This window comes from Dehalobacter sp. (assembly GCA_023667845.1).
GTDB lineage: Bacteria > Bacillota > Desulfitobacteriia > Desulfitobacteriales > Syntrophobotulaceae > Dehalobacter.
The window spans coordinates 18,737-41,287 of the sequence record JAMPIU010000034.1 but is presented as its reverse complement, the minus strand read 5'-3'; the positions used below and the strand labels follow the sequence as shown (position 1 = coordinate 41,287).

The window sequence follows — 22,551 nt, the reverse complement described above, 5'->3', positions numbered from 1 at the left end:
TTCTATATAATACATTTCGGAGTATTTTTACGGATATCAAGATTTCATTTACATCATTGTTTAACTGAATTCTGAAATATTGAAGTAACACTCCCTGAAGTATTGGAGCATGTGAGAAGGAGGTGTTTTTTTTATGCGTTTTTGTCATGAACTTAAAAAACTGGCGAATGCTTTTGAAGCGGACCAATTTGTGGCCGTCAAAAAAGATGTACTCGTCGTCCTCGAAAATATATATGGTGAAACCTCCAGAGAGTATAAAGTTGTCAAACAGACATCTTCTCCTGCAACCATTATCAAGGTTTTGAACCATATCGCCGAAAGATCAGATGATTTGTCCCTTCATGCGCTTGCTGCAAATATGTAATTTAAATCCATGACGCGGACTACGGCCTCCTTTCTGCAAGGGGGTCGTATTTGTTTAGGTTGCTACTATGCATTTAACGTTAATAAGGCACTTGGAAGAAAGAATAAAGGAATTGATTCCTGATCTGCAGAAATATTATTAAATAGAATAATAATAGATCGATTCGTTTGTTAGGGTTAGTCTGTGGGGCACAATACCGCTTTCCGGTTATTGCGCCATCCTTGGCGAGTCGCTCCTTGCCATCCATGGCATCGCGACATTAGGCCATCCGTGGCCGTCAAAAAGCCGCACTTCGCATCGTGCTCCGCTTACAGCGGAACAGTGCCCCACAGACTGATTATATGGTTATTTGAGCAAGTCGGCATGTCGGAATGCAAATCATTATTTGTGTGGCTATTTTAAGAATATCAACTAATACTTGGATTCCAATGTAATGTTGACTAAAAAAAACAACTGACTAACTCCAGACTAGTCAACGTAATGGATGGACAGTGTCAAGCGGAGCATGGATTGCGAAGCGCGGGATTTTGTGTCAGGATGACACAATGACCGAAAGCGGCCATCCATTAGGTTGACTGACCCATGTAAATCTAAAGATTTATACATATCTGATAAAGAAAGAGATGACCGCATGAACCAGGTTTCTTTTGACCGCTATCCGTTAAGTCCGGAAATATTAAAAGCCCTTCAGCTTCTGAATTATAACAAGCCTACCAACGTCCAGCAGCAGGTCGTCCCATTGTTTCTGGCGCAAAAAGATGTGATTGTTAAATCTCAGACCGGCAGCGGCAAGACGGCTGCTTTTGCTATTCCGCTTTGCCAGCTGGTGGATTGGGAAGAAAATAAACCTCAGGCCCTGATCATCACGCCAACGAGAGAACTGGCCATCCAGGTCAAAGAGGATCTGTTTCATATCGGCCGTTTTAAAAGACTAAAAATTGCTGCAGTATACGGTAAATCTCCTTTCTATTATCAGGAGAAAGAGCTGAAGCAAAAAACGCATATTGTGGTGGGAACGCCTGGCCGGCTGATCGATCATCTTCAGAAAGGAACGCTGGATACTTCTTGTGTCAAATACCTGGTTATTGACGAAGCGGATGAACTGATGAATATGGGCTTTCTGGAACAGACGGAAACCATCCTTGGCAGCTTGTCTGCCGACCGCGTTACAGCCCTGCTGTCGGCCACGATGCCTTCTGATGTCAGAACACTGTGTGATCACTATTTGCGCGAGCCAGTCTATGTAGAAACGCAAGAAGAAACATCCGCCGCGGAAAGAATTTCCCAGGAAAGATACCTCCTTACCCGACAGGATAAAATAAAGCTTCTTAAAGATCTTTCAGTCACTGAGAACCCCGATAGCTGCCTGATTTTCTGCAATACCAAACATCAGGTGGATGAGGTCTATGCGGAATTGAAACTGCTTGATTATCCCTGCGCCAAAATTCATGGCGGAATGGAACAAGGGCACCGTCTGAGTGTCATGGATGATTTTAAACGGGGTTATTTTCGGTACCTGATTGCAACAGATGTGGCAGCCCGGGGGATTGACATCGAAGATATTTCACTTGTCATCAACTTTGATCTGCCGCAGGAAAAAGAAAGCTATGTACACCGGATTGGCAGAACAGGGCGTTTGAATAAAAACGGCAAAGCAATCTCCTTTGTGACCGAAGAAGATGACAGTTACCTGCAGGATATACAGAAATATATTGGACAGGAGATCCCACTGAAACAAAGACCGTCTCAGGATACTGTCCGCAATGCAGAAGTCGGCTTTCAGGAAAAAATAACCGTTTTGCCGGATAATAAAGCCATGAAAGGCACCCGGATCAATTTGGAAATCATGAAGCTCCAGATCAATGCCGGAAAGAAATCCAAGATCCGGCCGGCAGATATTGTGGGCGCACTGACGAACATTGCGGGTATGACTGCAGCTGACATCGGGATTATTAATATTTTGGATGAATTGAGTTATGTGGAAATCCTAAACTTTAAAGGGCCACTTGTCCTTGAAGCCTTGCAAACAACGCCGCTCAAAGGTAAACTGCGGAAAGTAAGAAAAGTGAATTGCTGAATGCTCAAATGGCACAATAAAACTGTATTTATTGAAATAAACCGAAATAATTAATTGAAGAAAAGACGAATTCTGAAGGATTTTGGAACTTCTTTAGCGAAAAATATAAGATATAAATACTCCAGGGAAGAGGAGACAGACGATGCAGGACGATAAAGGAATTTTGCTGGAATCCGGAACCAATGAGTTTGAAATTATCGAGTTTACCGTAGACGGGAAATTCTATGGGATTAACGTCGCCAAAGTAAGGGAAATTATCAACAATGTCAAGGTGACACACCTGGTAGGTTCACATCCATATATAGAGGGACTATTTACTTTACGGGATAAGATCATTCCGCTTGTTGATCTGACGCGATGCCTAACCGGCGTTAAGCAGGCCACAGATAACCAGCAGATCATTGTCTGTGAAATCAATGGCGAAATGATCAGCTTCAGAGTTGATGAAGTCACGAGGATCTACCGCGTATCCTGGACCCAGATGGAACCTTTGTCGGATATTGCCGGTTCGGACTTTGCAGTCGGTGTCGTTAAGCTGGAAGAAAAAATCATCGTTCTGATCGATTTTGAAAAGATTATTTCTGAGATTGATCCGACCATGAACAAAAGGTTATCAACGATACCCGCGGTAGCTGAAGAAATGGACGACCTCAGAAAGACAAAAACGATATTAATCGCAGAGGATTCCCGTGTTCTTAGGGAACTGTTAATCAGAACACTTAGCGCTGCAGGTTATCATGTGGTTCCCAATGATAATGGTCTGGAAGCATGGGATAGTCTGAACAAAATGATTGCTGACGGCAGCTCGATTGAAGATAAAGTGCAGCTGGTCATTACAGACATTGAAATGCCCCAAATGGATGGTCATCATTTGATCAAAAAAATAAAAGAGGATGACAAGTTTAAAGAGCTGCCCGTCATTATCTTCTCCTCGATGATCAGTGAAGAGCTGAGAAGGAAAGGGCAGTCGCTCGGTGCCTATGCCCAAATCACGAAGCCAGAAATCGAACAGTTGATCGTGTTAGTTGATAAAATACTGCTTTCTTAACAACAAAAGATGCATGTCTACGGTGTTTGATTACATTCCGTTAATAGAATGAACACGCATGATTTAAATTAGAAGTGGTGCTTCCTGGTGAACTTTTCGTTTGCCGGGAAGCACCACTAAATATTAGACATATGATTTATTCTTCACTGCATTTTTGATCTTTGACTTTATTCACGATCTCGGGAACCATATCGATTAGTTTTTCGAGCCCTCCTGATTTTTCAATCGGCAGCAGTTGGACCTGATCGCCTCTGATAACCAGAACTGCTGTTGGCGAAATACGGCCGCCACTACAGGCGCCGCCACCCGAACCCTGGTTGCTTTTCTGTTCAATGCCGCTTCCGCCGCTCGTACCCAGACCGAATGTAAAATCGATGAATGGAACAAGAATGATTTCTCCGACCTGCATAGGTTCGCCGACGACGGTCTTGGTCTTCAGAAAGCTTTCCAGTTTTTCAAAGATGTTGGTGATATTTTCGCCCATGTTTAAACTATCCGACATAGGGGGATCCTCCTTTAAATTTGATTTTTAAGTTCGTTAACATGATATTGCGAATTGGTTTCGTGACCAGAAGCCCGATGATTACAGAGAGCAAATAGGGCAGCCAGATCCTTCCGCCAATGAAAAACCTTCCTTCCAGCATTTCCTGACCAAATACAAGTTCGACAGCGATATCAAATCTGTCATACCAAAGGTATCCCTGAGTTAGCAGTACCGACAGGAAACCGGTATACATTGGATCAGAAAAGCCTATTTTGGCGTTCACGATCAGCTGATCCGGCAGGATATGCCTGGCGATTTTCCTCAGGGATGCCAGGATTTTTTTCAAAACATCGGTCCGCAGGAATTGACGAATACCAAATTCATTTTGATGTCTTTTTTGGGCAGATATTGAGTCTTTCACAGAATCAGCGTGCAGATCTTTTTTGGCATTGTTCTTGGGCGCTATTTTGGACTTCCGTTGATCTTCTTTCTTAGAGTCTGACCGTTCCTGGAATTTTTTAGTCAGACCCAGAATGATCAACGTCGTTTCAGCCTTGCGTTTAGGATATTTGATAAACTCCATCCTGATTCCGCCAAAGAGCCAGGAAACGGACCCCTTCATTTGAGAATGGCCAAGATTCTCCGCAACAGCCTGATAATGGTACGGGATAAAGATCATAGCTGCCAGAATCATCACGAGACCCAGCAAAATATAGCCAACAATTGTTAACAAGAACATAGCACCTGATCATCCCTTTTCTTATTTACATTTATTAATACACATGAAATAATAAAAAGTTTCAGCTTTCAACAGAAAAGCTGAAACTTTCTATCCCAAAGTACCGGTTAATTTATGCTATACTGAGTATTATGGAAAATTAAGCTAAACTTTTTCTCAGTGTTACATGCATTTTAGAGCTAATAGGGTACTTGATGTCTGTAAGATTCACATGCAAGAAAATGATATGGAAAGAAGATCCTATGGAAAGAATACTGATTATTGCTGAAAAACCGGCTCAGGCCCGGGAATATGCTGCAGCCCTGGGGGTAAAAGGCAAAGGACAAGGCTGGCTCGAAAATGACCAGTATGTGATAACCTGGTGTATCGGTCATCTTCTGGAGCTGGAAAGGCCGGAAGGCTATATGGATCTAGAACGCGTCGGGAAGCGCTGGAGTCTTAAACGTCTGCCCGTTCTGCCAGCTGTCGATTCGTTTCGGCGTACAATCAAATCCCAAACGCGCCAACAATTTCAAGTTTTACAAAAATGGCTGAAATCTTCTGAAATCAAACAGGTTATTTGCGGAACGGACGCCGACAGGGAAGGGCAGCTTCTCTTTCAGGAAGTCTGGGACTTAGTGGGATGTACAAAACCGCTCTCCCGGCTCTGGATTTCTTCGCTGACGCGAGAGGCTATCCTGGAAGGAATGAATCAGTTAAGGCCGGGTCAGGCCGTGGAAGGTCTGTCAGCAGCAGGTAACGGCAGAGCCTTTGCGGACTGGGACTTTGGGATGAATCTGACCGAAGGCTTCACCTCTTTGTTTGGCAGCTTCGATACAGTCCGCAAAAAGCCGAACGTGATTTCCATCGGCAGGGTACAGACACCGACACTGGCGCTGATCGTCCGTAGAGAGTGGGAAATTGAGCAATTTGTTGCTGAAGCCTATTTTGAAGTCAGTGCAGCCTTCTCTGCGGAGCAGGGACAATACACCGGACGCTGGTTTGATCCCGCTCAGGAAAACAGACGCCTGACCGACAGGGAAACTGCCGAACACATTGCTGCGAGAACACAGGGGCAGCCAGGGAAAATCATCCGGGCTGAACAAAGAAAGGTTTCCGAAGCTCCGCCCTTGCTTTTCGATTTGACAAGCCTGACTGTCACAGCTTCCAGACGATTCGGATTTAGTGCCGAAAAGGTCCTGGAACTGGCCCAGTCTCTTTATGATAAAAAGGCCATCACCTACCCGCGTACAGATTGTGCTTATTTGCCCGCGGATATGATTCCAAAGCTGACAGCCCACCTGAAAGCCCTGCGTCAGGAGCCTTATCAGGAAAATGTAGATGAAGCAATGACCTATAGTGTGCCTCAAAACAAACGGGTCATCAACACGATTACGGCTCACCATGCGATCATTCCAACGACAGAAACTGTTCATTTGAATAAGCTGCCGGAAGCCGAACGTCAGCTTTTTGACCTGATCGCACGGCGTTTTCTGGCTGTCTGGTTTCCTCCTGCCTGGTATCAGCAGACGGAAATCGTTACGGAAGCGGCCCAGGAACATTTTCGCTCCAAAGGCAGGATTCTGCTCAGCTCAGGCTGGAAAAAGGTCTACGATTTCGAAGACGCTCAGGATCCTCAGTCTGAAAGCAGCGGAACAACAGGAAAGACCAGGAGAAAAAATAAGAATCGCGAGAACCAGCAAGAAGAAAACACAGAACTTCCGGCGGTCAGTCAGGGTGACTCTGTTCAGACGACCGAGGTCCGGATCGACGAAAAAAGTACCAACCCCCCGAAACGTTTTACCCAGGGAGACCTGCTTAAAGCGATGGAGAGTGCGGGCAAACAAATTGAAGACGATGTTCTTCGCCAGCAGCTGAAAGGGAAGGGCCTCGGGACAGTGGCTACCCGGCCTGCGATCATTGAAAATCTGCTTCAGCGTGGCTATATCAGACAGGAGCAAAAAACGCTGCGGCCGACAGAAAAGGGGAGCCAGCTGATTTCTTTAATTCAAAACAGGCTTCCGCATGCCGCCCTGCTGATCAGCGCGGAAATGACCGGTCAGCTGGAATATGACCTGGCGCAGGTTGAAAAAGGCGAACTGGCGCTGGAAAAATACATGTCTGAGGTCGAGGAAGCGGTGATACGAATCATTAATGAACTTCGGGCCTATGAACAAAAATATGGCAAAACGCCGTTGGCCCAGGCTCCGGCCAGGTCTGCCAGATCTGCCGAATCTGGGAAATCTTCCAAGAAAGTTCATACGTCTTCGGAAGATCAATCAGATCAAACAGACAAGTCGGCTAAAAAAACAAAGGGCGCCAAAGAAGAAAATGGTTCTTCGGCAGCCCGGGAAAGCGGACCTGAAAAACTGGGCCCCTGTCCGCGGTGCGGGGAAGGTGTCATTGAAGGCAATAAAGGTTACGGCTGCTCCAACTGGAAAAGCGGCTGTGGATTTGTGGTCTGGAAAACACCGATTTGCGGTAAAACACTTAGCCAGGCCCAGATGAAAAGCCTGCTGAAGAAAGGCAAAACACCCTTGATCAAAGGATTCAAATCCAAAAGCGGGAAATCTTTCAACGCCTGTTTGGTTTGGGAAGATGCCGCCAATGGAAAACTTAAATTTGAGTTTGATCATTAAATTAATATCATAAATTCTTTCAAGGAACGGCCGCCAACAGGCCGTTTCTTTATAAAAAACTCCTTACAAATTTATGCTATAATGGTACATAGGATATCTAAATCGGAGGAATATAAATGAAATCGTTGATCCTGGCTGAAAAGCCGAGTGTGGCCCGGGAAATTGCCCGGGTTCTTAAATGCAATATCAAAAACAAGGGTTTTATCGAAGGACCACAATACGTCGTTACTTGGGCTTTGGGACACCTGGTCACTTTAGCCGAACCCGAGGATTATGACCAGAAATATAAAGAATGGCGGATGGAAGATCTGCCAATGCTTCCGGAACAGCTAAAGCTCAAGGTGATTCGCCAGACTTCCCAGCAATATCAGACGGTAAGCAAACTGATGAAACGAAACGATATCAACGAACTGATTATAGCCACCGATGCCGGACGAGAGGGCGAACTGGTCGCACGCTGGATCATGAAACTGAGCAACTGGAAGAAACCTTTCAAACGTCTCTGGATTTCTTCCCAGACCGATGCCGCCATCCTGGAAGGCTTCGCGAGATTAAAGCCCGGACCCGAATATAATGATCTTTACGATGCCGCTGTTTGCAGAGCCGAAGCGGATTGGCTGATCGGCCTGAATGTGACCAGGGCTTTAACCTGTAAGTATAATGCCCAGCTGAATTCCGGAAGAGTGCAGACCCCGACGCTTGCCATGATCGTTCAGCGGGAGGACGAGATCAGGAAGTTTGTTCCGGTTGATTACTGGACAATCCGAGCGGACTTCGGCGACTTTTTTGCTGACTGGCGTGGCAAAGACGGCAGCCGGATTTATGATTACCAGCAGGTTGAAGCCCTGCTGGGCAAGCTGGAAAAGCAATCTGCAAGAATTATGCAGGTCAAGCGCGAGAGCAAAAGCGAACCAGCCCCACTGGCTTATGACCTTACTGAACTGCAGCGTGATGCGAATCGCAAACTTAGCTTTTCCGCCCAGAAAACTTCCAGTACGCTGCAGAATTTATACGAACGGCATAAACTGGTTACCTACCCGCGTACAGATTCGCGCTATCTCTCCGCCGATATTGTACCGACTCTGCCGTCCAGGCTCAAAGGGCTGGCCGCAGGGCCTTATGCCGAAACGGCCAAAAAGCTGTTGGCACAGCCTTACAAGCCGACGAAACGACTGGTGGACGACAGTAAAGTAACGGATCATCATGCGATCATTCCGACTGAGCAGCCTTTGAAGCTCGGGGATCTGACCCATGATGAAAAATCTTTGTATGACCTGATCGTACGGCGTTTTCTGGCCGTCCTCTCTCCGCCGTACCGCTATGACCAACTGACGGTTATCGCTGGTATTAATGGCGAAATGTTTTATGCAACGGGAAAAGTGATGAAAGACCAGGGCTGGCGCTCTATCACTTTCCACCAGACGGAATCAGAAGAAAGCAGGGAGGACGCTTTGCCTGAACAAACGCTCGGGAAACTGGAGCAGGGCGAGGAACGGATGCTAAAAAGCCTGAAGCCCCAAAAGGGGAAGACGAAACCACCGGCACGCTATACGGAAGCCACCCTACTCACAGCAATGGAAAATCCGGGGAAATTCATTGAAGATGAGGAGCTCCGGGAAACGATGAAGGGGAGCGGTCTCGGTACTCCGGCTACAAGAGCGGAAATTATTGAAAAACTGCTGCATACCAGTTATATTGAACGCAGCGGGAAAGAATTGGTGCCTACATCCAAAGGCCGTCAGCTGATCAGCCTTGTAGCTCCTGAGCTTCGGAGTCCTGAGCTGACTGCCCAGTGGGAACAAGCTTTAACAGACATTGCTAAAGGGAACGGAAGCAAGACTGAATTCATTAAAGGGATCCGGACCAAAGCCAGTGAACTGGTTCACAGTGTCGCCTCGGACAGCGCCACATACCATGCCGACAATATGACAAAAACCAGATGTCCGGTATGCAAAAAATACATGCTGCTGGTCAACGGCAAACGCGGCAAAATGCTGGTTTGTCAGGACCGGGCCTGCGGACACCGTCAGCCGGAAAAAGAACGGGACACCGGCTTTACCAGTTCCAAGCGAGCAAGCCAGGCCAACCAAAAACTGATTGCCCAATACAGTGACCAGCAAAATATTGGCAGCAATCTTGGCGATTTGCTTAAAGAGGCTTTGAATAAACAGAACAAAAATCATTAACAGCGGCACTGTGCCCCCCAGACTGATAAAAGTAAATTAATAAAATAAGATATATGAAAAAATGTAAGGAGAATGCGTATGGAAAACGATAAAAAAATTGCCGTACTGATTGACGCAGACAACGTCTCAGAAAAATATATCAAATACATTTTCGATGAAATTGCGAATCACGGCACCCCAACCTATAAACGGATCTACGGAGACTGGACAAAACCGAACCTCGCATCCTGGAAAACCGTGCTTCTAAACTATTCGATCACACCGATACAGCAATACAGCTACACAACAGGGAAAAATGCCACCGACGCTGCCTTGATCATTGATGCGATGGACATTTTATATTCAAAAAGCGTTGATGGCTTTTGCATCGTCTCCAGCGACAGCGATTTTACCAAACTAGCCTCCAGGCTCAGGGAAGCAGGCATGTATGTGATGGGTATGGGCGAGAAGAAAACGCCGCAGCCATTTATCGCTGCCTGTGAAAAGTTCAAATACCTTGAGGTTCTAGGTGTCATTCCGGCAAGTCCTTATGAGACAAACGAACAGGTTAAAACGCGGGTGCAGGGGACACCTCAGGAAGGAATGGCCAGCATTGATGAACTTATTGAAGCCATCAAAATTATCGTCACTGAAAGTTCCGATGAAGATGGCTGGGCATTTTTAGGTGAAGTCGGCATCAAGCTGAATAAGCGCTATCCTGATTTTGATACCAGAAACTACGGCCACGTTAAACTGACACCGCTGATTGCTTCCTTAAAGCAATTTGAGATTCAATCCCGCAGAACCAGTAATCCCAACATCAGCCATAAATATATCCGTAACAAGGCTGAGGCTGAAACATGCAATAAAAAAACACGAACGCCCGAAGCAATCGTGTCTCCTGAAGACTATCGCGTCAAGCCGAATGTCCGCTCCCGCATGAAGTCCATCAAACGTTAACCTGAATATTTTTTCTCCCTATACATGCGGAGATCAGCTGTTTTCAAAAGTTCGTCAGGGGTCATTCCATCCTCCGGACATATACTAATCCCAAACGACATTCCAACCCGGCAAATCTTATTGTTTATCATAATGGGTTTGACAAGTTTTTCCTGCATTCTCTGCATAATTCCGTCAAGCTCTGTCTTATTCTGCAATCTGGAAAACAATAGAACAAATTCGTCGCCGCCCAGACGCGCTATCACATCCTGCCGTCTGACCACCCCGGCCAGGAGCGACGAAACCTTCATCAGCATTTGGTCACCGATGTCGTGGCCAAAGGTATCGTTAATGACCTTAAACCCATCTAAATCGATAAATACCAGCGCAAATTGCTGATCATGCTTATGGTATTTCTCAATGGCCTTCTCCAATTTATTGTAGAACATCCTGCGGTTCGGAAGATTGGTCAGTTTGTCGTAATTGGCCATCTTTTCCAGTTCTTTGGACATAGCTTTGTATCCTGTAATATCATGAAGATTGCCAACAACGCCGACAATTCCGTCAAGCTCGGTTTCGGTCACCGAGAATGATGCCATAATACTGATAACTTTGCCTGACGAATCAACCATATCAAACTCAATATTACGCAAAGACTTGTTTTTAAACAACAAATCTGTTCTTTGCAGGTTATACTTTTGAGCTTTAAAAAAATCTGAAAATCTCCGGCCGAGCATTTCACTGGCATCATATTTCAGCAGGTCAAATGTCGCCTGGTTGCATTTACGGATAATTCCTTTATTATCAAGCAGAACGATCGGATCCATCACTGTCTCCAAAATAATGTCCGGCGTCACCGCTATATTCACATCCATCAGTTTATACCTTCGGATCATATAGATGCCGCCAAATCCCCAGAAGATCGAGAAAAAATGAAATAAAGGCGGAATAAACGGAGTGATCAAAGGGAGGATAAAATCAGTGCCGATCCCGATCAGCATCATGACGCCCGCCAGAATCGAAATGCTTTTGGCTTGTTTAATGAACCTCGGTCTTTGGCTGTTTTTGCCCCATCTTAAGGTGAAAAAAAGTGCAACTCCGATGTAAACGACAAGCATAAGCCAATACAGCCAGAACCAGACGGAGCCCGTATTGAGTTCATAGGTCCAGCCCAGGCCACTTGTACTCTGGACAAAGACTTTGGCCACCAGCGATTCATTTGTCAACAGTGTTTTTAACAGTAAAATTGTCGGCAGGCCATACAAGGGGATATACCAGTGGATACCATGAATATTTTTTGTTTTTTCAGATAGAACCAGAAAAAAGTGAGTGGCCAGCGGACAGAACATCACCCAACCAATCGCCGCGATCCGATGCCAGAATAAAGCACTCTCGGGACTTGGGGCGAGATAAAGGAATGAATAAATGAACGACCAGTATGCAAAACAGAAATTCAGAGAGGCTGATAATCTGTTTAAGGTTTCCTTATGATTCAATTTTAAAATATAGAAACCAAATAAGACAAAGGTATACGCCACAATCATCGATATATAAGACATGGCCAGCATAAATCTCACCTGCGCTCTCACCTGAATGCAATAATTCGACTAATTCCAGGATATTTCAACATTATACTGCTGTCAAGTAGATTTCATTTTCCTGAATATATTAAAAATACGATTGCCTGAATGCAATCGTATTTTTTCAATAATCATGTTTTCTCAGATCAATTTAATTTTCTTATTATTCTGCAACAGGATACTTACGAAGAAGGAATATCTCGACGCGCCTGTTTTCTGCCCGGCCTTCCTCAATCGTATTATCGGAAATAGGGGAGTACTGCCCGTAGCCCTGGACTGAAAATCTTTCAGGATTCATTCCGCCCTGATCAACCAGGAAATTCATGACGTTGATCGCGCGAATTACGCTTAATTCCCAGTTGGAACGAAACTTCTCAGTATGGATAGGCCGGTCGTCCGTATGGCCTACGACTTTTATATCGTTGTCCATACCATTTAGCATTTTCCCGATCTGCAGAAGGAGAGGGGAGAACGCATCGAGGATTTCCGCGTCACCTGACGCAAACAGCATCACATCCTGAATAACGATCTGCAAACCTTCCTTATCCAGATTTACTTTGACGTTATTATAATAACCGCTTTCATAGATTTCCTTTTCGAGTTGTTTCTTTATATCCGCCATCTTATCCTGTTCAAGAGCAGAAGCAGAAACATTCTCAGAACTGGATGGTTCAAGTTCTACCACTTGGTCGCTTTCCTTTTCTAAAAAGCTGGCCCCGCCTGCAAAAATTTCTTTGAAAGACTCGCTCAACTGCTGCAGTTTTACTTTATCAACTTGACTAATGGCAAACATAACGATAAAAAGCGCAAGCAGAAGCGTCAGTAGGTCGGAATAAGGAAGCAGCCAGGATTCATCAACATGTTCTTCATGGTGTTGCTTTTTCTTCGACATCCTTATTCACCGCTGCCTTGTTTATTTTTTTCCTTTTCCTCTAGGATTTTTCTTTCTTTCGGATCGAGCATGCCAGTCAATCTTACTTTAATACTGCTGGGGTTCTCTCCGGCCTGAAGGGCCAGAACTCCTTCGACAATAATGCGCATATTCTTAGTTTCGGCAGCAGATTTTCTTTTTAAGCGGGAGGCGATCGGGTGACAGACAACATAGCCGAGAAAAATTCCGAACAATGTTGCGACGAATGCGGCGGCAATCATATGGCCAAGTTTTTCCGTATCATTTAAATTGCCGAGCGCTCCGATTAGGCCTACGACTGCGCCTAATACTCCCAGCGTCGGAGCATAGCTGCCTGCCGCCGAAAATATCGAGGCATTGGCACGGTGACGATCCTCCATATTATCAATTTCCATTTCCATGATCTCTTGAATATAATCATGTTCCAATCCGTCAACTACCAGGCTTAGCCCTTTTTGCAAATAACGGTCTTCAATTTCCATAATGGTCTGTTCGAGGGACAATAAGCCGTCTTTACGGGCTGTCATCGCCATTTCGGTGATAAGTTCAATCAACGACACAGCATCATATGGTTGTTTTTCTCGAAAAAGGGCAGCTAATACTTTGGGAATGTTCAAGAATTCTTTTCTTGGAAATGAGTTCATCACGGCTGCAGTTGTCCCGATCAGAATAATAATGGCCGCAGCTGGATTCAATAGCACAGCTACATTGGCTCCTTTGACAATCATGCCTACGACTACGGCAAGAGCACCTACAACGATTCCAATAATTAAAAAAATGTCCATTCTTACACCCTTTATCAAATTTTTATCTACAAATAATCTGCGAAGGATAAAAATATTGTAACATTATGCGGATTTTTTAACCAGATAATTAATTAAAATTTTTAATAAACCCGTTATCAGATCAACACAACAAAATGCGTCTAATTAAAAAATATCCTTAAAAATATGATAGCAAAACTATTCTTCTATTAAAAAGAATATATTATGGAGAGAATATATATAAGAATATATATAAGAATATATGAACGGTGAATGAAGAAATTTATTGTATTTCGCGAAAGGGGATTGAGGTATCCAGGAAATAAATATATGGGAAGGGGTGGGCATCATGTGTATAAGAAGAGGTTTTATTCGTAGTTTATCCGTTATCATCCCTCTCGTTATCCTTGTATCCGTTTGTGCTCATTCCGTTCAGCAAGCAGAAGGTAAGTCTGCTGCCGTTCAGGAGATTCCCGCGGGTCAGGGAATCCTGCCGGAAGACCCGCAGGGCACGATCCGGAATCTTTGTGAGGAAAACAATTTATCGTATGCGTTGGTTTTAGCAGTTTATCAGGCAGAAGGAATTGATAATATCCCAATTGACACCACCGCAAAGTCAGATATTGAAAAGTTGGCATACTACAGGAATTACTGGGCTGCTCAGGGGTATGCCGATGAGTTCGTCTTTGATCTGATGCTGCTGTCTAATCACTACGGCCTTGAAGGCTGTCAAAAGCAGATGGAAGACGGCGGCTCAGCTGATCCAGATAGTTATGTCCAGCGCGTCGCAGATTTCAAATATAATCTTGAGCAAAACCAAGGTGTGCAATAATAAATAGCATAATAATAATAATAAATAGCATAATATCGAAGATTAACGCCGCGTAAAAAATACGAGGCGTTTTTTATATCCTCATTTCATGTAGGACTATTATGTAATTTCAACAAACAATTTAGCAGGAAATACCAAAGGTACATAGAATTATATTATATTTAGATGGCTATATTTTCTACATTATCCACAGAAAGGTAATTGATCTTATCATTTTCCAAAACAAAGACTGGAGGATGGGTGAACAATTGTTTGATCTCGAGGGTGTTGCACATCATTTGACAAATCGTATGGTAAAAGGTGAAGAAATGGACGCCGTCCATAAAGTGAAAATAGAATATGGTTTAGCCTTGCTTCTTGGGGTAATGATTGAATTAGTTCTAACCGTAGGGGTATCTGCAATATTCGGTACCATTGTGTATACGTTCGTGATAATGTTTTCTGCTTTGGCTTTACGGGTGTTTACCGGCGGTTCTCATTGTTCCAGCTACCGGCGCTGTCTGTTTTTTTCCATGGTTTTCTTTACCGGGTTGTCATTAGCTGCCAGATGGATCGCATCTCAAATTAACGTATATCCGTTGATCGAAGTGATCCTTATCCCTGCAAACCTCGGAATTCTTTTTCAGGCGTTTATGCAGACAGCTATCGGCAAGAATTTTGTATTAGCAAGTGACAAGCTGATGCAAAAGATTGGGATCTAATTAAACTATCAAGAGTTTCCATTATCGATGATTATGCAAAAAAGACATGAACGGATTATGCCGTACATGTCTTTTTTATCTTTCTTTGCAGATTTTAGAAGTCTCCAGTGGTAACTGCAGCTTGTTCAAATGTGGCCATTTCATCAGCGACTTTAAGGGCTGCCTCGACCATCGGGAACATTAGGGCGGCACCTGTGCCTTCTCCAAGTCTCATATGGAAGTCAAGTCTGGGTTTAAGCCCAAGCTGATGAAGCGCTAGATGCTGTCCAAGCTCTTCTGAACTATGAGAAGCAATCATATAGGAAGTGGACAGGGGTGCTAGTTTTGCTGCGGTTATTGCTGCAGCAGATGAAATGATGCCGTCGAGAATAATCGGTACACGTTGATAGGAAGCTTCGAGGATTGCTCCAACGAGCGCAGCAATTTCGAGTCCGCCAATTTTAGCCAGGGTGTCAATTGGCGCGGCAGGGTCACACTGATTAATTTCGATTGCGCATTTAATCACGTTTTGCTTATTAATCAGGGCATCATCTTTTAAGCCTGTTCCGCGGCCGGTAACATCCTCAACAGAGTGACCGGTAAATACAGAGATCAAGGCAGCGCTCGGTGTTGTATTGCCAATACCGACTTCACCTGTTGCTAACAGATTAACACCAGAGTCAATCGCATTGGCGGCAATCCTTGCACCTGTCAGTATTGCAAGTATGGCCTCTTGACGGGTCATTGCCGGTCCTTTCGCCATATTGTCTGTTCCGTTTTTAACCCGGTAGGCCATAAGCTCAGGAGCGTCCAATGGGGTGGCAATGCCGATATCCGTGCAAATAACATCTGCTCCGGCGTTTCGGGCGAGGACATTGATGCCTGCACCGCCATTCAGGTAACTATAGAACATTTGTTTCGTGATTTCCTGAGGTGCAGCACTGACGCCTTCGACGACAACACCATGATCTCCGGCCATAAGCAGGACTGCTTTTTTATTGATTTTGGGGTGTGTGGTGCCAAATATGCCTGCGAGCTGTTGTGCAATATCCTCTAAGACACCTAAGCTTCCGAGGGGCTTAATTTTCGCATCTACACGGCTTTTCATGCCTGCCAAGGCTCCCTGATCGAGCGCTTTGATTCCACCCAACAGTTCTTGCAAGGCAATTTCAAGTTCCTGCTCAGTCGCATTTTTCAGATTTTTCAAACCATGAAATTTTGTAAGGCTGCTCATTTAAAAACCTCCAATTAAATATTTAAAAATAAATAAAACCCCACCACAAATTTTCTTGTGGTCGGGATTTTGCCGTCATCACCGCCGCTTTCCATTACCCAGGAAAGACTTTTACCTCTTAGGCAGGCCTCCTGACTCAGACTCGAACGTCCTGAACGCACCTTCCCAGCATACGCCAGTGGATCAGCGGGGACTCGTCTACACAGTGGTGGGTCCGTATCGGATTATTACCGATTTTCCTATTCTCCCCTTAGTGGGGCACCTAAGATTATATAAATATATTCAACTTCTATTAAGATAACGAAAATCATAAATAAAGTCAAGTAAATTAATTTTTAAATAATCACTCAATCTGGCAATTGCTGTTAAATAATGGTTATTTGCAATGATCTATGGTATAATACGATTTGCTAAATCATCCAAAGAGATATTGGAGAAAAAATGTTTAAATATGACTTAACACCAAAAGTTTGCCGTATCTGTGACATGATTATCGGTGGCCAACCTGGAGATAATCCGCCTCTGCTTATATCCTCAATGTTTCATAACGGAGACCGTATTCTGGAAAGCCGCCGTGACAGGAAATTTGATCGTGAAAAAGCCCGTTCATACATTCTCAGGCAGGAAGAGCTGTCCGATCAGACAGGAATACCTGCCATAGTCGCTATGACAGCGGTTTCCGCAGATGAGATGAAGGAATATATTGATTTTTACCTTACAATCAGCAACCGCCCTTTTGCTATTGACATTTGGGGAGAAAAAGCGCGTCTTGATGCGGCAGAATATGCTGCCAGTCTTGGCATTCAGGACAAAATTTTATATAACAGCATTACACCCTGGGATAAAGACATGATCGGCCAGGCAGCTGCATTAAAAGAATTGGGAATCAAACACGCGGTTCTGCAGGTCTTTGATGAAACGAACCAGACTCCTTCCGGCAGGGTACAGGCATGCCGTGAAATGCTGACAGCCATTGGAGCGAAAGATTTTGCCTCGGTCCTGATCGATACGACAGTAATGAATCTTCCGTCTATTTCTTTTTCAGCCTTGGCAGGTAAACAAATCAAAGCGGAAACCGGCTGGCCGGTTGGATCAGCCCCTGCTAATGGGACGTATATGTGGAAAGAAAGCCGGGAAATGTGGGGTGGGGAAGGCTTTTCCGCCATAAATGCTGCAGTGCATGCAGTATCGGCCGTCCTGTGGAGCGATTTCCTATTTTATGGGCCGATCAAAGGGGCGCCAAGCGTACTGCCTGCTGTAGCTGCAGCTTCGCTGATGGTTTCTACCTTAGCATATGATGAAAGCGGGGAGCTGCCGGCTAATCCAACGCATCCGCTGTATAGATTTTATGGTGATTTTGCTCAAAAACTGATAGAATTTGATAAAACCAAATAAAACACAGTTATTGTACATTTTGTAAGTGAATGTATAGGACAAACAGCTCCTTTCTGAAGTGGATCCTGTTAAGGATACTGCCCGGAAGGAGCTGTTTATGATATTTGTATTTGTATATTAGAAATTATTTCAAATATTCCACAAGGAGTAATTTTTGACTATATTTTACCATATATTGGTACTGATGTTGTAATCGGACAAAAGTGAGGACAATAATTTGATTTCAAAATGCGGAATCTTAATAGGGATAGCTTGTGGTACTGTTTTAGGAACCATTTTAGGAGCAGTGATCATAACATGCTTTGGCACATTTGAAACGTTTTTGTCTAAAACACTTTATCAGCTAAAACGGCTAAATGCCAGACAAATGTGGGGGATATTCATCGCACTGATCGCAGTATTCATTGGCCTTTATTTCTGTGAGGAGTTATTTCTAAGTAATCCTGTAGGGATAAATACAGATCATTTAGGTGTCTTTGCCCAAATTCTTCAAGCACCCGTATTTCAAGGGATAAGAATCGTCTTATATATTTTATTATGGTTATTAATGATTAAGCTGCCGTTTCTAAGTTTTAAAACGATTGGCATTAAAACACCTTACGGAGAGCTTAGCATGGAGGCTATATTGTCTGAGTCTGCCGTTATTAAAAATGCCATGCTGAATGAAGTCAGTGTTGCCTTGATGGGGATATTAAGAATCTTAAATAACGCATCGATAATGGAAATGATTGAAGATATCAAAAACATTGGAAAGGAAATTACGGATCCATATTTTATTAAAAGTATAACAAAGGTAATCAATATCCAATTTAAACTATATACTATTAGAAAGACACACTGCGATTATCTGATTGTATCTGAAGAGATTGCCTCATATAATAAAGTACCGATTGTGAATAGAGCCACATTAAAGGAGCTGGCTCAGGAATCGATTATTAATAAGGACTTTAGGATCAGCGACGACGCATCAATCATGGCTGTTCCCTTATTCTTTAGAAGTGAGATATGCGCCATCATCTATGTTCAAAGCGAAAAGTATCTGTTTCAGCAGGTCGATGCTATGATCATCGATAGTATCTGGAACAACATCTGTCATAACAACGAAGCCTATGAGGAATTGATCATTAATCGTGAACGAGATATTTAAGAGGGGGAGGGGATTGATGAATATGCGAAAATCTTATAAGGTAAAGGAAATTATTGAAACAGCTGAAAAAGAAGACTACGGGTTCCTCAAGATTCTGCCTCAATTGCGTGAAAATAAGGTAACCGTGAAGCCGAATCTACAGTTTAAGAAACAGTTAAAAGAAGAATTCAAGCAAATTCTAGGTTTATAATTAAACTAATAGGCTCTTTTTACCCCAGTTAATTCAGCAGAAAACGTATCAAGTGCCACTAAGTCGCTAGGGCTTAGCTCTTTGATAGAAGTTTTCCCCAAACCACGAATGGCTTGTTCCATTTCAACCGTCATAGAGCGTAAGACATTCGATACCCTTTCAGCGCTTAAGTTTATGTTCAGCTTTTTGTTATATTTCGATGCATAGCTAACAAGGACTGTAGGAGGTTCCCAGGGGATTACTTTTTTATGCTGCTTGTTGGCTAAGGCATATAAGGGGACGGTACCCAGATAAATAGCATCAGCACCAAGCGCAAGTGCTTTTAAACAGCTTCCAGGATTAAAATAGCCGCCAGATACAATCAGACTTATCTGCTCTCGAACTCCGCGGTTTTGTAAGTAACGAACCGCGCGAACTAACGCATGGAGACTGGGAATTCCAAAGTCATCCTGCATTGTGGGGTTGGAAACAAGAGATCCGCCTTGCGTTCCGTCGACGGCAATGACATCAAACCCTGCATCTACAGCTAAACCTAAATCTTCTTCAATTTTGTCTGTGGCCATCAATTTCAGAGCAATAGGTATTCCATTCGCTTTATTACGCAGGTTATTGACCAGTATGGGCCAATCTGCGGCACTTTGTACACCGGGAGGAGCAGGTAGACTCGATATCCCTTGATTGCGGGATAAACCCATGAGTTTACGTGCTTTGCCTTTAATTTCATCCGGAGCTACATAGAAGACGCCTTTCTGCCCTCCTTGCGAAATATGTACTTCCAGCATGTCCGCAGAAGCAATCTCTTGATCCGTGCGTAAGCCCCATGGCCAATTGGCAATTTGCAAAATATATTTATCCGCTTCGTCGCGTTCTTCTTTCAGATAGGGGCCTTCACCGGAGTTTGTAGCTGTCCCTGCTAGCTTTGCTCCCCTGGCTAAAGCTATTTTTGCGGGCTCACTTAGAGCGATTCCATAAGCCATTCCAGAAATAAGAAAAGGTATATTGACTGTAAGAGGCTTGGCTGCCTTAGGGCCCAGTGTCACTTTCATATCAACTGCGGTCTCGCCTGATTTAGAGAGCATCGTCATTTGAGGTGGAACAAACATAAGGTTATCGAACCCGTCAAACCTTTTTGAACTGCCAATTGGCCTGTTAATCGTTGTCCCTTGTGTTGCCCTTAAGTTGTTTTCAACAATGTTTTGAACACCGGCCCGATGAATGGCAGTCCATAGCTCCATGACGTTTTTGCCGTATTCATCTGTTGTTAAAATAGTAATTGCTTTTGCTACATTTTTTTGAATTAACTTACGCGTTAGTGGTCCGGTAGTTAATAAAGCTAGCGGTAAAGATGCCAGCATTATTTTTCGATTTTTTGCCCGGCGGATTTTTAGGGACTTTTGTTCTTTGTGATGGCCAATTGCGTAACCAGCTGTTAAAATGGCTGCAATAGAGCCGAGAGCCTTAAAAGAAAAACTGAAGTCTCGCGAATCTTTATTCATGTAATGTCACCTCACGTGTAATGCTTAGTTCGAAGAGTTCGAATACCTTTTTATTATTTTTGATGAACAGTATTATTCTTATCCTAAATTTTAAAAAAATACCTTTTTATTATTTGTCACTTCTAGATATCGATAATATTTCGTGTTTAGATACTAGTAAGGAAGACTGTCAAAAAAACATAACAAAATAATAAATAACATAATCGTCGGCATACTAGAATGTTCATTGATTAACGAAAGCCCGGCTGTTATAGTAAAGAAAATATTTTTATGTTATAATGAACTTAGTTTAATAAAGCAAAGCTAAGAGGTTCGATTCCGAACCCTTTTTCTTTTCCCTTATTAAAGAACTTGGATTTTGGATAAAATAACATTAACTTTTTTTGTGGAAGTGAAAAAATGAGACATCAAAAATTAAGACGACGTAATGCTCAAGGCTATCTTAAAGGTCATCAGGATGCTGAATTTCAACGATGTGAATTATGTAATGTACCGATATTTCGTAACGCTTGCAGTGATGAAAGAAGTATTCGTGCTTTTCAAGGTAAAGGAAAGATACTATGTAACAAATGTGCTGCCTTAATTGAGAATATGCCTGAAGAACAAGCACTTCAGGCTTTGAATAACGCATCTGAGACCTATCCAAAAAGAGTACCCTAACCCAAAAAATAGCACCGTATAAAAATAACAGTGCTATTATAAAGATATTTTTTTAAGAAAGCGTTACATTTGTTGCCTGGAGTCCGCGTTGTCCTTCTTCTACATCAAATTGTACTTTTTGACCTTCATTGAGTGATTTATATCCTTGGGATTTAATGGATGAAAAATGAACGAACACATCCTGTCCGCCATCTCCCTCGATAAATCCAAATCCCTTTTCGGAGTTGAACCACTTAACAGTGCCATACATGGAATACACCTCCAAATTATTTTGTTTCATTATTATTATGTTGATCGTTGTAGTAAGTTATTCTAGGGATAATTAAGACATCTTACAAAAATATAGAAAGGCAGACTCTAAATGAGAAATTTAAGAATGACAATCGCCTATGATGGGACCAAATATAAAGGTTGGCAAAAACAAAAAGATACCGATCTGACGATTCAAGGTAAAATCGAAACTGTCTTAGCAAAAATGGCAGAGGAGAAGATTCAGATTATCGGTTGTGGAAGGACAGATGCCGGTGTACACGCCGAAAATTACATCGCTAATTTCCATACAACTTCTACCTTTAAGACAAAGAGAATCTTAGCCTATTTATATGAATTTTTGCCAGAAGATATTGTTGTAAAATCAATGGAAGAAGTATCTGAAAGATTTCATGCCAGATATAACGTTAAAGCAAAAACGTATGTTTATACCATCAATAATAATAAATTCAGGGATGTATTTAACCGAAAATACACCTATCATTTAGCGGATAAGCTGGATCTGGAACAAATGAAGACCGCTACGGAACTGCTCATTGGAACGCATGATTTTCAGAGCTTCACCAATGAGCGCAGTCATAAATCCACGGTAAAAACGATCAATTCTATTTTGATTCACGAAAATAAAGGCCTTATTAAAATCGAATTTAACGGCAATAGCTTTTTATGGAACATGCTCAGGATTATTGTTGGAACTCTGCTCGAAGTAGGAAAGGGCACGCTGCAGCCGAATGATGTCGAAAAAATCTTACAGGAAAGGAAACGTTGGGAAGCCGGACCCTTGGCTCAAGCCAAAGGTTTATGCTTAATCGATGTTCAGTACTAACCATTATTATGGCAAAGAGGATAAAACCGAAGATTTACAAATATAAACTGAGGAAACAAATATAAACCGAGTAAGCAAAAGGCAAGAATCAATTGTATGGTTCTTGCCTTTTTTACAGATGGCCTTATACCTC

At 43.2% G+C, this 22,551-nt stretch carries 21 protein-coding genes and 1 riboswitch; of the genes, 13 read left to right on the top strand and 8 right to left on the bottom strand.

Annotation, left to right across the window (positions count from 1 at the left end; translation table 11 throughout):
- Positions 1-133: 133 nt before the first annotated feature.
- The 3 genes from NC238_01655 to NC238_01645 all read left to right on the top strand — a co-directional run bounded on the left by NC238_01655 (position 134) and on the right by NC238_01645 (position 3,489).
- Positions 134-364, top strand: a complete 231-nt coding sequence (locus tag NC238_01655) for a hypothetical protein (GenBank protein MCM1564661.1) — start codon at positions 134-136, stop codon at positions 362-364.
- Between the two features lie 631 nt (positions 365-995).
- Positions 996-2,441 carry a DEAD/DEAH box helicase gene (locus tag NC238_01650; protein ID MCM1564660.1) on the top strand — a complete coding sequence of 482 codons (1,446 nt, stop codon included), beginning with the start codon at positions 996-998 and terminating at the stop codon, positions 2,439-2,441.
- A gap of 142 nt (positions 2,442-2,583) precedes the next feature.
- Positions 2,584-3,489 (top strand): chemotaxis protein, encoded by a 906-nt coding sequence (locus NC238_01645; protein ID MCM1564659.1) that lies wholly within the window; start codon positions 2,584-2,586, stop codon positions 3,487-3,489.
- Positions 3,490-3,625: 136 nt separating this feature from the next.
- On the opposite strand, the gene NC238_01640 is transcribed toward NC238_01645, so the two are convergent.
- Both NC238_01640 and NC238_01635 read right to left on the bottom strand, forming a co-directional pair.
- The gene (locus NC238_01640; protein ID MCM1564658.1) at positions 3,626-3,991 is read right to left on the bottom strand and encodes a sporulation protein; all 366 of its coding nucleotides are present in this window, start codon (positions 3,989-3,991) and stop codon (positions 3,626-3,628) included.
- Positions 3,981-4,712 carry a hypothetical protein gene (locus NC238_01635; protein MCM1564657.1) on the bottom strand — a complete coding sequence of 244 codons (732 nt, stop codon included), beginning with the start codon at positions 4,710-4,712 and terminating at the stop codon, positions 3,981-3,983. Before NC238_01635 ends, NC238_01640 begins: the two co-directional genes overlap by 11 nt.
- A 242-nt stretch (positions 4,713-4,954) precedes the next feature.
- Between NC238_01635 and NC238_01630 the strand changes: the two genes are divergently transcribed.
- From NC238_01630 to NC238_01620, 3 genes are all read left to right on the top strand, one after another.
- Positions 4,955-7,330: a DNA topoisomerase 3 gene (locus NC238_01630; GenBank protein ID MCM1564656.1), complete on the top strand. Its 2,376-nt coding sequence runs from the start codon at positions 4,955-4,957 to the stop codon at positions 7,328-7,330.
- A 116-nt stretch (positions 7,331-7,446) separates the two neighbouring features.
- Positions 7,447-9,516 carry a DNA topoisomerase III gene (locus tag NC238_01625; protein ID MCM1564655.1) on the top strand — a complete coding sequence of 690 codons (2,070 nt, stop codon included), beginning with the start codon at positions 7,447-7,449 and terminating at the stop codon, positions 9,514-9,516.
- Between the two features lie 78 nt (positions 9,517-9,594).
- Positions 9,595-10,455 carry an NYN domain-containing protein gene (locus NC238_01620; protein MCM1564654.1) on the top strand — a complete coding sequence of 287 codons (861 nt, stop codon included), beginning with the start codon at positions 9,595-9,597 and terminating at the stop codon, positions 10,453-10,455.
- Here NC238_01620 and NC238_01615 read toward each other — a convergent pair.
- The 3 genes from NC238_01615 to motA all read right to left on the bottom strand — a co-directional run bounded on the left by NC238_01615 (position 10,452) and on the right by motA (position 13,709).
- Positions 10,452-12,002: a diguanylate cyclase gene (locus NC238_01615; protein MCM1564653.1), complete on the bottom strand. Its 1,551-nt coding sequence runs from the start codon at positions 12,000-12,002 to the stop codon at positions 10,452-10,454. The genes NC238_01620 and NC238_01615 overlap by 4 nt on opposite strands.
- A gap of 175 nt (positions 12,003-12,177) precedes the next feature.
- Positions 12,178-12,906, bottom strand: a complete 729-nt coding sequence (locus NC238_01610; GenBank protein ID MCM1564652.1) for an OmpA family protein — start codon at positions 12,904-12,906, stop codon at positions 12,178-12,180.
- Between the two features lie 2 nt (positions 12,907-12,908).
- On the bottom strand, positions 12,909-13,709 hold the full coding sequence (motA, locus tag NC238_01605; GenBank protein MCM1564651.1) for a flagellar motor stator protein MotA: 801 nt from the start codon (positions 13,707-13,709) through the stop codon (positions 12,909-12,911).
- A gap of 328 nt (positions 13,710-14,037) precedes the next feature.
- Here motA and NC238_01600 point away from each other — a divergent pair, with 328 nt between their 5' ends.
- Positions 14,038-14,520 carry a hypothetical protein gene (locus NC238_01600; GenBank protein ID MCM1564650.1) on the top strand — a complete coding sequence of 161 codons (483 nt, stop codon included), beginning with the start codon at positions 14,038-14,040 and terminating at the stop codon, positions 14,518-14,520.
- A 236-nt stretch (positions 14,521-14,756) separates the two neighbouring features.
- The gene (locus tag NC238_01595) at positions 14,757-15,221 is read left to right on the top strand and encodes an accessory gene regulator B family protein (protein MCM1564649.1); all 465 of its coding nucleotides are present in this window, start codon (positions 14,757-14,759) and stop codon (positions 15,219-15,221) included.
- Positions 15,222-15,315: 94 nt separating this feature from the next.
- Here NC238_01595 and cobT read toward each other — a convergent pair whose 3' ends face one another.
- Positions 15,316-16,434 carry a nicotinate-nucleotide--dimethylbenzimidazole phosphoribosyltransferase gene (cobT, locus tag NC238_01590; GenBank protein ID MCM1564648.1) on the bottom strand — a complete coding sequence of 373 codons (1,119 nt, stop codon included), beginning with the start codon at positions 16,432-16,434 and terminating at the stop codon, positions 15,316-15,318.
- A gap of 103 nt (positions 16,435-16,537) precedes the next feature.
- Positions 16,538-16,715: riboswitch (cobalamin riboswitch) on the bottom strand.
- Between the two features lie 160 nt (positions 16,716-16,875).
- Here cobT and NC238_01585 point away from each other — a divergent pair.
- From NC238_01585 to NC238_01575, 3 genes are all read left to right on the top strand, one after another.
- Complete coding sequence (locus NC238_01585) at positions 16,876-17,829, top strand: tetrahydromethanopterin S-methyltransferase subunit H (GenBank protein ID MCM1564647.1); 954 nt, start codon at positions 16,876-16,878, stop codon at positions 17,827-17,829.
- Between the two features lie 217 nt (positions 17,830-18,046).
- Positions 18,047-18,976: a hypothetical protein gene (locus NC238_01580; protein ID MCM1564646.1), complete on the top strand. Its 930-nt coding sequence runs from the start codon at positions 18,047-18,049 to the stop codon at positions 18,974-18,976.
- A gap of 16 nt (positions 18,977-18,992) precedes the next feature.
- On the top strand, positions 18,993-19,166 hold the full coding sequence (locus NC238_01575; GenBank protein MCM1564645.1) for a hypothetical protein: 174 nt from the start codon (positions 18,993-18,995) through the stop codon (positions 19,164-19,166).
- 5 nt (positions 19,167-19,171) lie between these two features.
- Here NC238_01575 and NC238_01570 read toward each other — a convergent pair whose 3' ends face one another.
- Positions 19,172-20,662, bottom strand: a complete 1,491-nt coding sequence (locus tag NC238_01570; protein ID MCM1564644.1) for an FMN-binding glutamate synthase family protein — start codon at positions 20,660-20,662, stop codon at positions 19,172-19,174.
- Between the two features lie 399 nt (positions 20,663-21,061).
- Between NC238_01570 and NC238_01565 the strand changes: the two genes are divergently transcribed.
- On the top strand, positions 21,062-21,322 hold the full coding sequence (locus tag NC238_01565; protein MCM1564643.1) for a hypothetical protein: 261 nt from the start codon (positions 21,062-21,064) through the stop codon (positions 21,320-21,322).
- Positions 21,323-21,374: 52 nt separating this feature from the next.
- On the opposite strand, the gene NC238_01560 is transcribed toward NC238_01565, so the two are convergent.
- Positions 21,375-21,572 (bottom strand): cold-shock protein, encoded by a 198-nt coding sequence (locus NC238_01560; GenBank protein ID MCM1564642.1) that lies wholly within the window; start codon positions 21,570-21,572, stop codon positions 21,375-21,377.
- 111 nt (positions 21,573-21,683) lie between these two features.
- On the opposite strand from NC238_01560, the gene truA reads away from it, so the two are divergent.
- Positions 21,684-22,418, top strand: a complete 735-nt coding sequence (gene truA, locus NC238_01555; GenBank protein MCM1564641.1) for a tRNA pseudouridine(38-40) synthase TruA — start codon at positions 21,684-21,686, stop codon at positions 22,416-22,418.
- Positions 22,419-22,551 lie beyond the last annotated feature (133 nt).